Source organism: Pseudonocardia sp. TRM90224 (genome assembly GCF_021245725.1).
Taxonomy (GTDB): domain Bacteria; phylum Actinomycetota; class Actinomycetes; order Mycobacteriales; family Pseudonocardiaceae; genus Pseudonocardia.
Genome location: NZ_JAJGSX010000008.1, coordinates 250,863 through 265,583 on the forward strand (window position 1 = coordinate 250,863; position 14,721 = coordinate 265,583).

Annotated in this window: 14 protein-coding genes; 7 read left to right on the plus strand and 7 right to left on the minus strand. The window is 73.6% G+C overall.

What is annotated here, in order from left to right; translation table 11 throughout:
- Positions 1-25: 25 nt before the first annotated feature.
- From LL648_RS15850 to LL648_RS15865, 4 genes are all read right to left on the minus strand, one after another.
- Positions 26-763, minus strand: coding sequence for an SDR family NAD(P)-dependent oxidoreductase (locus LL648_RS15850; RefSeq protein ID WP_232663312.1), 738 nt, complete (start codon positions 761-763; stop codon positions 26-28).
- A 93-nt stretch (positions 764-856) separates the two neighbouring features.
- Positions 857-1,771 (minus strand): hypothetical protein, encoded by a 915-nt coding sequence (locus LL648_RS15855; protein WP_232663313.1) that lies wholly within the window; start codon positions 1,769-1,771, stop codon positions 857-859.
- Positions 1,768-2,631, minus strand: a complete 864-nt coding sequence (locus LL648_RS15860; protein ID WP_232663314.1) for an ATP-binding cassette domain-containing protein — start codon at positions 2,629-2,631, stop codon at positions 1,768-1,770. Before LL648_RS15860 ends, LL648_RS15855 begins: the two co-directional genes overlap by 4 nt.
- Positions 2,628-3,023 carry a GntR family transcriptional regulator gene (locus tag LL648_RS15865; protein WP_232663315.1) on the minus strand — a complete coding sequence of 132 codons (396 nt, stop codon included), beginning with the start codon at positions 3,021-3,023 and terminating at the stop codon, positions 2,628-2,630. The genes LL648_RS15860 and LL648_RS15865 overlap by 4 nt, the downstream gene beginning before the upstream one ends.
- 77 nt (positions 3,024-3,100) lie before the next feature.
- On the opposite strand from LL648_RS15865, the gene LL648_RS15870 reads away from it, so the two are divergent.
- On the plus strand, positions 3,101-6,151 hold the full coding sequence (locus LL648_RS15870) for an ATP-binding protein (RefSeq protein WP_232663316.1): 3,051 nt from the start codon (positions 3,101-3,103) through the stop codon (positions 6,149-6,151).
- A 69-nt stretch (positions 6,152-6,220) separates the two neighbouring features.
- Here LL648_RS15870 and LL648_RS15875 read toward each other — a convergent pair whose 3' ends face one another.
- Positions 6,221-7,033, minus strand: a complete 813-nt coding sequence (locus LL648_RS15875; RefSeq protein ID WP_232663317.1) for an NAD(P)H-binding protein — start codon at positions 7,031-7,033, stop codon at positions 6,221-6,223.
- Between the two features lie 149 nt (positions 7,034-7,182).
- Between LL648_RS15875 and LL648_RS15880 the strand changes: the two genes are divergently transcribed.
- On the plus strand, positions 7,183-8,412 hold the full coding sequence (locus LL648_RS15880) for a cytochrome P450 (protein ID WP_232663318.1): 1,230 nt from the start codon (positions 7,183-7,185) through the stop codon (positions 8,410-8,412).
- Positions 8,413-8,589: 177 nt separating this feature from the next.
- On the opposite strand, the gene LL648_RS15885 is transcribed toward LL648_RS15880, so the two are convergent.
- Positions 8,590-9,465, minus strand: a complete 876-nt coding sequence (locus LL648_RS15885; RefSeq protein WP_232663319.1) for a sigma-70 family RNA polymerase sigma factor — start codon at positions 9,463-9,465, stop codon at positions 8,590-8,592.
- Between the two features lie 172 nt (positions 9,466-9,637).
- Here LL648_RS15885 and LL648_RS15890 point away from each other — a divergent pair, with 172 nt between their 5' ends.
- The 5 genes from LL648_RS15890 (at position 9,638) to LL648_RS15910 (ending at position 14,182) form a co-directional block, all read left to right on the plus strand.
- The gene (locus LL648_RS15890; protein WP_232663320.1) at positions 9,638-10,729 is read left to right on the plus strand and encodes an amidohydrolase family protein; all 1,092 of its coding nucleotides are present in this window, start codon (positions 9,638-9,640) and stop codon (positions 10,727-10,729) included.
- 174 nt (positions 10,730-10,903) lie between these two features.
- A complete protein-coding gene (locus tag LL648_RS15895; protein ID WP_232663321.1) occupies positions 10,904-11,518 on the plus strand; it encodes a TetR/AcrR family transcriptional regulator in 615 nt (204 codons plus the stop codon).
- Positions 11,519-11,600: 82 nt separating this feature from the next.
- Complete coding sequence (locus LL648_RS15900; RefSeq protein WP_232663322.1) at positions 11,601-12,116, plus strand: DUF1772 domain-containing protein; 516 nt, start codon at positions 11,601-11,603, stop codon at positions 12,114-12,116.
- Between the two features lie 43 nt (positions 12,117-12,159).
- Positions 12,160-12,981 carry a shikimate dehydrogenase gene (locus LL648_RS15905; RefSeq protein ID WP_232663323.1) on the plus strand — a complete coding sequence of 274 codons (822 nt, stop codon included), beginning with the start codon at positions 12,160-12,162 and terminating at the stop codon, positions 12,979-12,981.
- A 73-nt stretch (positions 12,982-13,054) separates the two neighbouring features.
- Entirely contained in the window at positions 13,055-14,182 is a 1,128-nt protein-coding gene (locus tag LL648_RS15910) for a hypothetical protein (RefSeq protein ID WP_232663324.1), read from the plus strand.
- On the opposite strand, the gene LL648_RS15915 is transcribed toward LL648_RS15910, so the two are convergent.
- A complete protein-coding gene (locus LL648_RS15915) occupies positions 14,138-14,719 on the minus strand; it encodes a class I SAM-dependent methyltransferase (RefSeq protein ID WP_232663325.1) in 582 nt (193 codons plus the stop codon). The genes LL648_RS15910 and LL648_RS15915 overlap by 45 nt on opposite strands.
- Positions 14,720-14,721: the final 2 nt, after the last annotated feature.

Sequence of the window (14,721 nt, forward strand, 5' to 3'; positions counted from 1 at the left end):
GGCCTCGTTCACCCAGCGCTTGCCGTTATCGGGGCATGCGGCGCCACAACGCCCTCGGCGCGTGCCGCAGCACCGCGAAGATCGGCTGCAGCAGCGCCGGCACCCACACCTCACCGCGGCCCGCGCGCAACGCGGCGACGGTGGCGTCGGCGACCTGGTCGGGAGTGGAGGAGAACGGCGCCGGCTGCATCCCGTCGGTCATCCTGCCGATCACAAAACCGGGCCGGACCAGCAACAACCGCACTCCGCTGCCGTGCAGCGCATCGGCGAGCCCGCTCGCGAACCCGTCGAGCCCCGCCTTCGCCGAGCCGTAGACGTAGTTGGCGCGCCGCACCCGCGCACCCGCCACCGACGAGTAGACGACGAGCTTGCCGCCGCCCTGGGTGCGCATCCGGTTCGCGAGGTGGGTGAGGATCGAGACGTGCGCCACGTAGTCGGTGTGCACGATCGCCACCGCATGATCGGGATCGCGCTCCGCGCGCGCCTGCTCGCCGAGGATCCCGAACGCGACCACCACGACGTCGAGCCGTCCGTGCCGGCCGATGAGGTCGTCGAGCAGGGGGGCGTGTGCCGCGAGGTCGTCGGCGTCGAACTCCACCCGCTCGACGCCGGCCGCGCCCGCGTCGCGCAGCACCTTCTCCTCATCGTCGAGCTCGGCGCTGCGCCGCGCGGCCAGCACCACCGTCGCGCCCTCGGCGAGGCGGCGCGCCACCGCCACGCCGATCTCGCTGCGTCCACCCAGCACCAGCACCGTCCGCGTCACCCGCGCAGCCTGGCACAGCACTGACGGTGCTCTAGGAGCCCGTGCCGGCACGGCCCCCGACAGCCCGTGCCGGCACGGTCTCCCCCGGCCGGGTTACACCGGCACGTCCTTGCGCAGCCGCATCGCCGACACGACGAGGACCGCGGCCGACAGCAGCAGGAGGATGGTCGACTCGATCGCCTGGAACGCCCAGTAGCGGTCGTCGGGCTGGAAGGTCACCTGCTCCTCGGTGATGCCGATCTGGGCGAGGCAGGTCCGGCTGTCGTGCGTTTCGTAGCAGCCCCTGAGCGTTCGGAACGCCTCCTCCAGACCGATCTCCGCACCCGATCCGTCGACGTACGAGGTGTTCAGCTGCAGGCCGCCGACGACCTCGACCCCGCCGATCGGCCCACGCACCACCATCGGCGGGAGGTAATCAACCCTGAGGTAGCCGGCGAGCACGATCATCACCGCCGCGTAGCCGACGACGGTGATCACAACCGCGGCCAGCGCGCTGCGGGTCAGCAGGCCGGCAGCAGCGGCCAGAGCAAACGCGAAGAGGGTGTAGGCGAGCGGCACGATCCCGGAGACCCCGAACTTCGCGGGCGACAGCACGGATTCGCCCGCGTCGACGTCCAGTGGAGCGAATGCCCAGCTCGCCACCGCGCTCAGCACCGCGGCGGCGATGAGCACGACGCCGCAACCGATCAGCACACCGGACGTCCACCAGCGCCGCCGGCTCACGCCGTGCGTCAGCACGAAGAGGTGCGTCTGCTGCTCGACATCGCGGCTGAACAGGCCCGCGCCGGTCAGGAGGCCGAGCAGCAACGGCGTGATCAGCAGGAACGAATGGCCGAACCCCCAGAACGGCCCGAAGCGCGTCATGCCGAGCGCGATGAAGTCGTCGGTCGGCTCGGGCGCGGCGAGGTACGCCTGCCGCCCCGACGTGAGCACGACGACCCACACCAGCACCACCGCGACGACGAGCAGGAAGGCGACCCGCTGCCGCCGCCAGACGAGCCAGGTCATGCCGCACCCCCGTCGTTCGCGTCCTGCAGATATGCCATGACCAGGTCCTCCAACCCGGGCCGAGCGCTCGCGAGACCCGAGGTGGACTTGGCGGGCGGGCTCGGCAGCGCGGCGGCGCGCACGAGCGCCGTCGTCTGCCGGCCGGCGGTCGACGCGAGCACGACGGCCTCGGCGGGGATCCCCGCTCCGCCGGCCGGCCCGGTGAGCAGCCGGTGCTGGTCGAGCAGCGCGTCGACGGGCCCCGCGACCCGCACCCGGCCGCCGCGGAGCAGGACGAGGTGGTCGCACGCCTCCTCGACGTCGGCGATCACGTGCGACGACATCAGCACCGTCGTGCCGGCCCCGCTCGCCTCGGCGAGCACCATGCCCATCACCTGCCGGCGCGCGAGCGGGTCGAGCTCCGCGAGCGGCTCGTCGAGCAGGAGCAGGTCGGGACGGCGGCCCAGCGCGAGCGCCACCGCAACCCGCGCCCGCTCACCCGGGGTCAGCCGCCCGACCCGCCGCTCGGTGTCGATCCCGGCCTCGTCCACCAGCCGCGAGGCATAGGCCCCGTCCCACCGCTCCGCGGCTTCGAGCCGCCCGGTGAGCCGCAGCATCTCCGCCACCCGGAACGTCCGGTAGAGCGCCTTGCTCTGCGCCAGGAAGCCCACCGAGCCCGTGACCTCGGCCGTGCCCGCCGTCGGCCGCAGCAGCCCCGCCGCGATCATCAGCAGCGTGGTCTTGCCGGCGCCGTTCGGCCCGACCAGCGCCGCCGTCCGCCCCGCGGGCAGCTCGAAGGAGCAGTCGCGCAACGCCCAGCGGGCGCCATACCGCTTCCCGAGCCGGTCGGCTCGCACGGCAACCCCCGTGCCGTCGGTCATGTGCGGTCCCCTCCGAAGGTCTTGTCGGCGATGTCGCCGAGAAGAGCGTCGACGTCCTCGCGGCCCAGGCCTGCAGAAGCGGCCCGTCGCATCCAGCTCTCCAGCTCGGCCCGCAGCTCCTGGGTCGCCGCCGAGTCGGGCAGCGCGAGGGTGCGCACGACGAACGTGCCCAGCCCCGCGCGCGCCTCGACGAGCCCGTCGCGCTCCAGCTCGCGGTACGCCTTGAGCACGGTGTTCGGGTTGATCGCGGTCCGCTCGACGACGGTCTTCGCCGTCGGGAGCTGATCGCCCACCCGCAGGGTCCCGAGCCGCAGCGCCTGTTTGGCCTGCGTGACGAGCTGCAGGTAGGTCGGCACCCCCGACCGCCGTTCGACCCTGAACTCCACGTCCATCCTCAAAGCACTAAGTAGTTAGTGGAATAGTGGATTGCATCGAGCCTCACGTCAAGCGCGTAGGTCAAGATGGGCCGGTGCAGCCGGAGGCGATCATCGGGCGGGACCGCCCGGCACGTGCGCTGCGCGACCACGTCGAGCGCACGGTGATCAGCCACGGTGGGCTCGTGCTCGTCGCGGGCGAGGCCGGCATCGGCAAGAGCACGCTCGTCGCCGACGCCGCGGCGCACGCCGCTCGTGCGGGCGCGATGGTGCTCACCGGCGCCTGCTGGGACGGGCCGGGCGCGCCGGGGCTGTGGCCGTGGGTGCAGGTGGTGCGCGCGCTGCGCCGCACAGCGCCTCCGGAAACGTGGACGGCGTGCGCCGAGGCCGCGGGCCCGCTCCTGCCCGTGGTGCTCGGGGAGCCGGGGGCGATCGCCGAGCACAACACGTTCGCGGTGTTCGACGCCGGAACGACGCTGCTGGTCACCGCGGCGCGGCAGCAGCCGGTGGTCGTCGTGATCGAGGACTTGCACTGGGCCGACCCGGCGTCGCTGCGCCTGCTGGAGTTCACGGCCCGCCACACGTGGTTCGAGCGGCTGCTCGTCATCGGCACCTACCGGGACGACGAGATGGACGCGCCCGTCGCACCAACCACCTTGACGCTGACCGGCCTCGACCCAGCAGGCGTCGCCGCGCTGATCTCCCGGACCACCGGGAGCGTCCCGCCGGACGAGCTGGTCGTCGAGATCCACCGCCGCACCGGCGGCAACCCGTTCTTCGTCGAGCAGACGGCCCGGCTCTGGCAGGGCGGCGGCGCGCTCACGGAAGTCCCGGCCGGCGTCGGCGCCGTGCTCCGGCACCGTCTCGCCCGCCTGCCCGACGCGGTCGTCGACCTGCTCGGCACAGCCGCGCTGCTCGGGCACGAGTTCGCGGCGCCGCTGCTCGCCGCGGCGGCCTGCGTGCCGGCGCCGCAGGTCGCGACGCTGCTCGGGCAGGCCGTGACGGCCCGGCTCGTCGTCCAGCTCGACGCCGACCGGTACCGGTTCGCCCACGACATCGTGCGCGAGACCCTGACCGTCCCGGACGCCGCGCAACGGCACGCCGCGGTCGTCCGCGCGATCACGACCGGCGCCGCGCAGGCCGACGACCTCAGCGCCACCGAACGTGCGCGGCACGCCTATCTCGGCGCCGCAGCGCTGCCAACAGGCGAAGCGGTCGACCACGTCCTGCTGGCCGCTCGGGACGCCGCCGCGCGGCTCGTCCCCGAGGAGGCCGCCGGGCACCGCCGCCGCGCTCTCGAACTGCTCGGCGACGATCCGCCGCGCCGGGCGGCAGTGCTGCTCGACCTCGCAGCCGAGCTCGTCCTCGCAGGTCAGGACGTCGAGGGTCGGCGGATGGTGGACGAGGCCGTCACGATCGGGCGGGCGCTGGGCGATCCCGGGCTGCTCGCCCGCATCGCGCTGGACGTCCAGTCGCTGGGCATCGAGGGACCGTGGGTCGAGGCGATCCAGGAGGCGCACCGCAGGGTCGTCGGGACGGTTGCGGCGCCCGCGGCGATGGCCGGCGCCGCCGGACCCCTCGACGGCGCAGCGCAGCAGCTGAGCGTCCGAGCGGCGCGGCGGGCGCGCGACGCCAACGACGACCCCGCGCTGGCGCACAGCCTGATGAGCCGGATCGGCGCGATCTGGGGTCTCGGCACGGCGGCGGAGCGGGTGGCGATCACCGACGAGCTGGCCGCCGTCGCCGCGCGCACCGCCGACCCCGGCCTCGAACTGGAGGCGCTCTCGTGGCGCATCGGGGCGCTCGTCGAGCTGGGCGATCCGGGTTACCTCGCCGCGCACCGGACGTTCACGGCGAAGGCCGAGCGCAGCGGGCTCGCCCGGTTCCGGCACGAGGCAGCTGGGAGCGAGGCGATGGTCGCGACGCTCACCGGCCGGTTCGACGACGCCCGCGCGGCCGTCGACACGATCGTCGACCACGGCGACCGGCCCGGCATCGGCGGTGCGGAGACCCTTCAGGTGTTGCGGTGGGCCGTCGCGCTGCTGCAAGGCAGGTTCGACGAGGTGGACGCCCTCCTGGAGGGTATGCAGGCCGCCGGGCAGCGCGGCGTCGAGCTGATGCGCGCCACGTCGGCCGTGCAGCGCGGCGACGCCGACCACGCGCGCCGCCACCTCGCGGAGGTCATCGCCTCGGGCACCGAGCACCTGCGCTGGGTGGCGCCGCTGTGGCTGCGCTTCCAGGCGCAGGCGGCCGCGCTCACCGGCGATCCGCAGCTGTGCGCGACCGCCCGCGCAGCGCTCGTGCCCTTCGCCGACCAGTGGGCGTTGACCGCGACGCTCGTCGTCGACGGGCCGGTCGGGCACTGGATCGCCGTGCTCGACGCCGCGCTGGGCCGGTGGGACGACGCCGTCGCCGGGTTCACCGCCGCGCACGGCACGGCCGAGCGGATGCGGGCGCGGCCGTGGTCGGTGCTGGCACGCCACGGGCTCGCCGGCGCGCTGCGTTCCCGAGCGGCGCCCGGCGACGTCGAACGTGCGGAGGCGTTCGACGCCACCGCGGAGCGCGACGCTGCCGGGATCGGCATGCAGATCGTCACCGCCGCGGCCGAGCGCGACACCTTCCGCCGCGACGGCTCCGTCTGGACGCTGACGTTCGCCGGGCGCACCGTCCGGCTCCCCGACGCCAAGGGGCTGCGCGACCTGCACGTCCTGCTCGGCGTGCCGGGCACGCCGGTCCCCGCGGTCCGCCTGCTCGATCCGGCCGGCGGCGCCGTGGCGATCGCCGTCGGCAGCTCCGGCGGCGACCCCGTGCTCGACGCCGCCGCCCTCGCGGCCTACCGCCGCCGGCTCACCGAGCTCGACGCCGCTCTGGACGCCGAGACACAACCCGCGCGGGCGGACGCTCTCGACCGTGAGCGGCAGGCGCTGCTGGACGAGCTGCAGGCCGCGACGGGTCTCGGCGGCCGCCCGCGCCGCCTCGGCGACAGCGCCGAACGGGCCCGGAAGGCCGTCACCAACCGGATCCGCGACGCGCTGCGCCGGATCGGGGAGCTGCACCCCGAGCTGGCCGCGCACCTGCGCGCGACGGTGTCGACCGGAACGACCTGCGTCTACACCCCGCCGCACCCACGCAGCTGGCGCCGCTGACCGTCGACAACGACGTTTTGGCTATTGTTAGCGCTCACAAACAGCCAGAACGTCGTTGTCGACGGCTCCTCAGGGCCGGAACGCGTCCGCGTGCCCGTCCACCCACTGCGCGAAGGTGCGGGCCGGCCGGCCCGTCACCTCCTGCACGGTCGGGAGGACGGTGCCGCCCTCCGCGGGCGGCGCGACGCCCAGCAGCAGCGCGAACTCGATGTACTCCTCGTCGGCGCCCGCCGCCTCCATCTGCACGCGCAGCTGCTCCCCGGTCAGCTGCACGAACCGCAGCTCCCGCCCGATGCCCGCGCCGAGGATCCGCACCTGCTCCTCCGGGGTGATCGCGGCCGGCCCGGTGATCGTGTAGGCCGCGCCGGCGTGCCCGTCCTCCAGCAGCGCGCGCACGCCCACCGCGGCGATGTCGGCCTCGTGGACGACGGCGCCCGGGAGGTTCCCGAACACCTCGACCACACCCTGCTCCCGGACCGACGGCGCCCACGCCAGCGCGTTGGCCATGAACCCGACGGGCCGCAGGTGGGTCCAGCCGATGTCACCAGCCCGCAGCGCCGCCTCCACCCCGCCCTCGTAGAAGCTGCCGAGCACGGAGATCCGCCGGACACCGGCCCGTCCGGCCAGCTCGACGATCTCCGGCCCGGTCTGCAGGTCGGCGTCGCCGCCGAACGTGATCAGGTGCATCGCCGTGACGCCGTCGAGTGCCGGGGCCAGCGTCTCCGGGACGGTGAGGTCGCCGAACGCGACCTCCACCCCGTCCGGGACACGGGCGGCTGCCGGGTTCCGGGTGAGGGCACGCACCTTCTCCCCCGCCTCCGCCAGCTGCCGCACGATCTCGCTGCCCACCGTGCCCGTCGCGCCTGCCACCAGGATCGTCATGTGCTCTCTCCCTGTTCCGTGACCCGCCGGCCGGGCCTCACCACTGAGGCGCTAGCCGGGATCTAGCACCCGCCAGACCGATCCGAGTTTTGCTACGCTGAACATCACTGTTCGCAAATGAACAGATCAGTCCACACCTCGGGGGAGTCATGTCGGACATCAACCGCACCGCGGCGAACTGGATCGGGCGCGTCACGATGCACGGCCTCGCCGCGACCGGCGACCTGCTCGCGAAGCTGAACCAGCCGATCGCCGACCCGTGGCCGGTGTACGAGGCGATCCGCGATCGCGGCGCCGTCTACCGCAGCCGCATCGGCTACGCCGTGACGTCGCACGAACTGTGCAAGCGGGTCCTGCGCGGACCCGAGTTCGGCATGGTCGACAGCGAGGGCAACGTGCCCGGCTCGCCGGAGCAGATCGGCGCGGCACCGTCGCTCCTCGACCTCGACCCTCCCGACCACAGCCGCCTGCGCAGGCTGGTGGCGCCCGCGTTCCGGCCCAAGCTGATCGCGGGCTACCGGCCGCGGATCGAGCAGGTGGCGCACCGCCTGCTCGACGGCGTCGACCACCACGGTCCGTTCGACCTGGTCCGCGACTTCGCGACCCCGCTGCCGATCACCGTGATCAGCGAGCTGCTGGGCATCCCCGAGGACCGCAGGGGCGCGTTCGCGGAGTACGGCGCCCTCGTCGGCGAGACCCTCGGCGGCCTCCCGACCGGCCGGCAACGCAAGCGCCTCGCGATCGCCGACGCCGCGCTCACGGCGCTGTTCGTCGAGCTGATGGAGCGCAGGCGGGCCGAGCCGGGCGAGGACGTGATCAGCGTGCTCGTCAACGCCGTCGACGGCGAGCGGATGAGCGCCGACGAGCTCGTCTCGACGTGCGGGCTGCTGCTGGTCGCGGGATTCGAGACGACGGTCAACCTCATCGGCAACGGGGTGTTCCAGCTGCTCACCGACCGCGATCAGTGGGAGCTGCTGCGCGCAAACCCGGCGCTGGCCGCCGGGGCGGTTGAGGAGACGCTGCGGTTCGCCCCTCCCGTGCCGGTCACCGGTCGGACCTGCCAGTCGGCGACCGAGATCGCCGGCACCCCGATCCCCCGCGACGCCGTCGTGTTCGCGGTGCTGGCGGCGGCGAACCGCGACGAGTCGGTCTACCCCGAGCCGCATACGTTCGACATCACCCGCGACGGCGGGCCGGAGCACTTCGCGTTCTCCAGCGGCATCCACTACTGCCTCGGCGCGCAGCTCGCGCGGATCGAGGGCGAGATCGCGCTGCGGGTCCTCACCGAACGGATGCCGGGGCTCACGCTGGCCGGGCGACCGCGGCTGCGCAACTCCGCCGCGATCCGCGGCTACCTGCACCTGCCCACCGCCGCGTGATCGGCGCCTGGGAGGGTCCTGAACGACTGGGGCCGTAGCGAGCGGCGTCCAGGTGGTGTCATCGCAAGGCGCGCGGATTCGGCGATACCGCTGTTGTACCGACGTATCCGCGCAACGCCGCGAGGGCGCGGCCTGGGCGCCGCGCAGTAGGTTCCAGGCGTTCAGGGCGCTCCTAGCTCAGCGCGCCGTCCCGAGCTTCTCCGGGTTGGTGATCGAGTAGATCCCGGTCACGAGGTCATCGGTGCTCAAATCGAGCACGAACAGCGCCAGCGGCCGGCCGACCGAGAAGAGCACCGCCGAAGCGTCGGCGTTGGCCCGCCGGAAGCGGACGTCCAGGTCATCGGGGAGGTGCGGAGCCAGCCCGACCAGCAGCCGCGCGATCCGCGCGCGCCCACGCACCGGCTCCAGGCTCGTCGCAGGGCCCTTGCCACCCCCGTCGGTCCATAGCACGACGTCGGGCGCCAGCACCGCGAGCAGCTCCTCGACGTCCCCGCCGAGCGCGGCATCGAGGAACCGCTCGGTCACCTCCCGCTGCAGCCGCGGATCGGGCCGGTACCGCGGCCGGCGCGCCTGGATGTGCGAGCGCGCGCGATGGGCCAGCTGACGCACCGCGGCCGGGCGCCGGTCGATCATCTCCCCGATCTCGGCGTGCCCGAAGCCGAAGACGTCGTGCAGCACGAACACGGCGCGTTCGAGCGGGGAGAGCGTCTCCAGGACGACGAGCAGCGCCATCGACGCCGCCTCGGTCCGCTCCGCGCGCTCGGCGCCGCCGTCCGCGTCGTCGGTGACCACCGGCTCGGGCAGCCATTGCCCGACGTAGGTCTCCCGGCGCCGGTCGACCACGGCCCGTCGCGCGAGCGCCCGGTGCACCGCGATCCGCACGAGGTAGGCGCGCGCGTTCTCGATGGGTTCCGCGCCGGCGCGCCCGGTCCACGCCAGCCACGTCTCCTGCAGCACGTCCTCGGTGTCCGCGACGCTCCCGAGCATGTTGTAGACCAGCCCGAACAGCAGCTCGCGGTGGTCGAGGAAGGCGTCGGTCCCGGCGTCGTCCATGATCGTCCCTCCATCGCTGTACACGGGTGAGAGCAGATCGGCGGCGGGGATGTGACATCCCGGCCTCGATGTGTGACCCACGCCTCGCGATGTCACGTTCGCCCCACCGCCGCCCCTCTTGTGGGTGCCGGGCGGGAGCTGCCCGCCCCGGCGGACGAACGGAGGCGACGACATGCGCACCTTGATCCGCAACGTACGGCTGTTCGACGGCGAGCGGGTCGTCCCCGACGCCGACGTGCTCGTCGACGGCGACCGGATCGCCGAGCCGGACGGTGACCCGGCCGACGTCGAGATCGACGCGACCGGCCGCACCCTCCTGCCGGGCCTGATCGACGCGCACACGCACGTCTTCGCGGGCAGCCTCGAACAAGCGCTCGTCAACGGCGTCACCACCCAGCTCGACATGTTCTGCCTCCCCGCGAACCTGGCCGTCCAGCGCAAGCTGGCCGCCGAACGCGCCGACGTCGCCGACATCCGCAGCGCCGGCACGCTCGCCACCGCCCCCGGCGGGCATCCCGGACAGCTCATGGAGTCGCTCGACGGGTCGGCGTTCGGGGACGCGGTCGGCGCATTCGACTCCGTTGCCGGCCTGCACGACGTCGAGCGGTTCGTCGACGCGCGGGTGGCCGAGGAGGTCGACTACCTCAAGATCGTCATCGACCGCGGGCACACCGCCGACCGGACGCTGCCGACGCTGAGCGCCGAGATCGTCACGGCGCTCGTCGGGGCCGCGCACGAGCGTGGCCTGCACACGATCGCGCACGCCATCACCGCGGAGGAGGCCGCGGTCGCGCTGGACGCCGGGATCGACGCGCTCGCGCACGTCTGGCGCGACGCCGCGCCGGGTGACGACGTGAGCGCCGAGCTGGCCGGCTGGGCGGCCCAGCGTGAGGTCGCGGTGGTGACGACGCTCGTGTACTTCGAGACGATCGGCGGGCTGGAGGGCGCCACCCAGGCGGTGCGGGAGCTGCACGGCGCCGGGGCGCAGCTGGTCGCCGGGACCGACGCCAACCCGTACGCGCCCGCCCACGGGTTGGGCATGCACCGCGAGCTCCAGCTGCTGGCGCAGGCCGGGCTGACCGAGCTGGAGGCGCTCGCCGCGGCCACGAGCGTGCCGGCGCGCTGCTTCGGGTTGCCCGACCGCGGCCGGATCGCGCCGGGCCTGCGGGCCGACCTCCTGCTCGTCGACGGCGATCCCACCAACGACATCAACGCCATCAGCTCGATCGTCGACGTGTGGCGCGGCGGCGTGCGGCGACGCTAGGCGGACACCCGGCGTACCTGCGAGCAGGATGCGTGCGCAACGCACACGTCGCCGGGAAAGCCACTTTCCCAGCGCCACAGGCCGGGAAAGTGGCTTTCCCGGCACACCCGACCCACCCTGGTCCGGCGTTCACCGACAGGTGGCCGCCCACGGTGCCGTTTGTACGATGGGCCGATGGCGGAGGTGGCCCGGCCGCGTGGGCGTCCGAGCACCGGCGTCCGCGAGGCGGTGCTGGCCGCGACCGAGGCGATCCTCGCCGAGGTCGGCGTCGCCCGGCTGTCGACGACGGAGATCGCCAAGCGGGCCGGGGTGGCCGAGTCGAGCATCTTCTACCACTTCCGGGACCGGCTCGGCCTGCTCGAAGCGGTCGTCCAGAAGCACCTTCCGATGTACAAAGACGTCTCGGCCGACATGTACCGACGTGCGGGCGAGGGCACCGTGCGAGGCAACCTGGTCGATCTGCTGACCAGCCTGGAAGGCTTCTACGAGCGGATCGCCCCGATCTACGCGGCCGTGCAGGCCGACGGCGACCTGCGGGCGCGGTTCGCCGAGCGCGGCGGCGAGGGGGAGATCGGTCCGCACCGCGGGCTGATCCCGATCGTGCGCTACCTGGAGAGGGAACGCGAGCTCGGCAGGGTGCGCGCGGACCTCGACCTGGAGTCGACGGCGTTGATCCTCGTCGGGGTGGCCTACCAGCGCGCGGTGCTGGGGTCGCTGGCCGGCCGAGGACGGGTCGAAGGCCTGCCCGCCGTCGTCGACACGCTGCTGCCCAGCCTGCTGCCCGCCTGACTGAGAAACCCTTGAGACGCACCCGGCCCGCCCGCGGTAGCTTTACTGAGTCAACACTCAGTAAATACGGAAGGTGGTCGTGATGGACCGATTCGCCAGTGCAGTCACACCGGTCAGGGCACTGACGGTGCTGTCGACCGGGCTGCTCGCCGGCGCGTTCGGCTATGGAGCGGTGAATGTCGCCCAGACCTTCAAGGCCGTCCCGCTGGACGTCCGGCTGACCTTCCACGTCGAGCTGATGAAGATGAACGCCGTGGTCATGCAGGTTTTGATGGTGCTGGCGGCAGTCAGCCCGATCGTGCTCGCCGTGCTGACCCGCGGCACGCAACGGCTCCTCGCGGCCGGCGCGGGCGTGCTGGTCGTGACGTCCTACCTGGTCACGATGTTCGGCAACGTCCCGATCAACGGCCAGATCAGGGAGTGGGTGGCGGGCACCATCGCCGCGGACCACGCGGCGATCCTGGAGCGCTGGGAGACGTTCCACGCCGTCCGGACCTCGACCGCGCTGCTCGCCTTCCTCACGATCATCACGCTGGTCACGGTGGTCCTCGAGCCGGCGCGGCGGGCGGTCGCCGCGCCGGCCGCCGCTGCAGCATGACGGGAGTCGCCACCGCCCCGATGCCGGTGGCCATACTGGCCCGATGCTCGCCGCGGTACTCGGATCCCCCGTCGCCCACTCGCTCTCGCCGGTGCTGCACACGGTCGCGTACCGGGCGCTCGGGCTCGACGGTTGGAGCTACACCGCGCACGAGTGCGACGAGAACGGGCTGGCCGGGTTCGTCGAGGCGCTCGGCCCGGAATGGGCCGGACTGTCGTTGACGATGCCGCTCAAGCGGGTCGCGCTGGACGTCGCCACCGACGTCACCCCGCTCGCCGCGGCGATCGGCGCGGCCAACACCCTCGTCCTGCGCGACGGGCGGCGCACGGCGCACAACACCGACGTCGCGGGGATCGTGCAGGCGCTGCGGGAGGCCGGCTTCGTCCGCGGCGACCGGGCGGTCGTGCTCGGCGCGGGCGGCACCGCGCAGGCGGCGCTCGCCGCGCTGCGGGAGCTGGGGGTCGGCGAGGTCGAGGTGCTGGTGCGGTCGGTGGCCAGGGCCGGCGAGCTGCTGGCCGCAGCGGTTCGGCTCGGCGTCGAGCCCGCCGTCCACGAGACGCTCGCCGACCCGGCCCGCACGTCGGCTGCCGTCCACGGCGCCGACGTCGTGATCTCCACGCTCCCCGCGGGCGGGGCCGACCACCTCACCGGTGCTGGTCAAGGCAGCGTCGTGTTCGACGTGGTCTACGCGCCGTGGCCGACCCCGTTCGCCGCGAACGCGGCCGCCATGGGGGCCCGCGTGGTCAGCGGGCTCGACATGCTGCTCCACCAGGCCGTCGCACAGGTGCAGCTGATGACCGGGCGGCCCGGGCCGCTGGAGCCGATGCGTGCGGCGCTGCACGCCGCGGCTGCGGCCCGCACCTGATCCAGCCACACCTGATCCGGCCACACCTGATCCCCCGGGGCCGGGCCGCCGGCCGGCTGCGAGGATTCCCAGCATGTCGGGGGGAAACGGGTTCGTCGGTGCCATGCGTCACGAGCAGACGTCGCTGGTGGCCGCGATCCTGCTGTGGATCACGACCGCGTTCGCACTGCCGGGGAGCTTCGGGGCGTTCTCGACGTGGATCTCGAGCTACGCGGGCGGCGGCCCCGGCTCGCCCGCCCCGTACACCAACACCACCACCGTCACCGGGTGGACCGTCTTCACCGAACCGTCGACGACCGACCGGCCCACGTTCGCCACCGCCGCCGTCGGCATCCCGTTCACCGTAGGGGCCGCGCTCGCGGCGGTGGCGTGCCTTCTGCTTCTGCTGGCCCGCGGCCGGGCCGGGGATCCCCTGCGGATCCGGTTGCTCGGCATGTTCGCGGCAGCGCTCGTCGCCGGAACCGTGGTGATGGTCGTGGCCGACCAGGGCACGCAGCTGCTGAACCACATCATCCGGGAGGCCGGCACCGGCGAGTCGTCGTTCTCGACCGATCTCGTGCTCGGCACCGGCTTCTGGCTGGTGGTGGCCGCCGCCGCGATGGGGGTCAGCGCGATCGGGCTGCTCGCCGTGCCCGCCCCTCCACCAGCGGCTCCGGTACGACCCGTCCGGCTCGCCGCGGTGCCGCTCGTGCTGCTCGCGGGCCTGACCATCGCCGGCAGCCTGCTCCCGCAGGTGATCCGGGAGCTCGGGGAGAGCAACGACCGCGTCACGGTCGTCGTGAACAGCTGGGCGACGGCGGAGCTGGACTCGCGAGGGGCGCTGGTGCCGACGGAGGACATCTTCCCGCCCTACTGGCTGGCAGCCGTCCTGGGCGCGCTGATCGTCATGATCGCGGCCGGTCTCGCGTTCGGCTCCCGACCCGTCGGCGCCCGGATGCTCGGCGTCGTCGGCTCCGGTGTGACCTTGGGGTACTGCTCGTTCGAGCTGCTCTCGACCGTGGCCAGCGCCGTCCACCTGGCTTTCCGGAACGAAGGGGCGGAGGACCCGGAGATCTACACCATCGCCGCGGGCACCTGGGTGCTCGTCGCGGTGGCCGTCATCGCGGTCGCGACGACGGTGCTGCTCATCGTGTCGAGCCGCCCGCCCCGGCCGGTCTCAGCGGGCGCCCCGGTGCACGGATACGGCGTACGGACCGCCTGAGTACGGCTCGCGGTCCCAGGTCGCGAAGCGGGCTTCCAGGGCGAGCCCCGCCGCGTCGCACCAGCCGTCGTAGTCGGCGAGCTCCGGCCAGCCGGGCTGCAACGTGAACCCGGCGACCAGCACCCCGCCCGCCACCAGGTGACGGGCGCACGCCGCCACCGCGGCGGCCCGGTCGGCCGGCGCCACGTACGGCACGACGTTGCCGGCCAGCACCACCACGTCGAACCGGTCGGGGACGTCGAGCGCGGCCAGGTCGGCGTGCACCCACCGCAGCTCGGGCGCCTTGGCGGCGGCCGCCGCGACCATGTCGGGGTCGGCGTCGACGCCCAGCACCGCGACCCCGCGCGCCGCCAGCTCGACGGCGACCCGGCCCGTCCCGCAGCCGGCGTCGAGCACCGAGGCGGGCGCGAACGACATCACCAGGTCGGCCTCGCCGTGCGGGTTGTGCCCGGCCGCTGCCATGCGCCGCCAGCGCTCGTCGTACGCGTCGAGGTCGACCTCGGTGCGCCAGCGCGACCAGTCATCGGGGTAGCTCACGA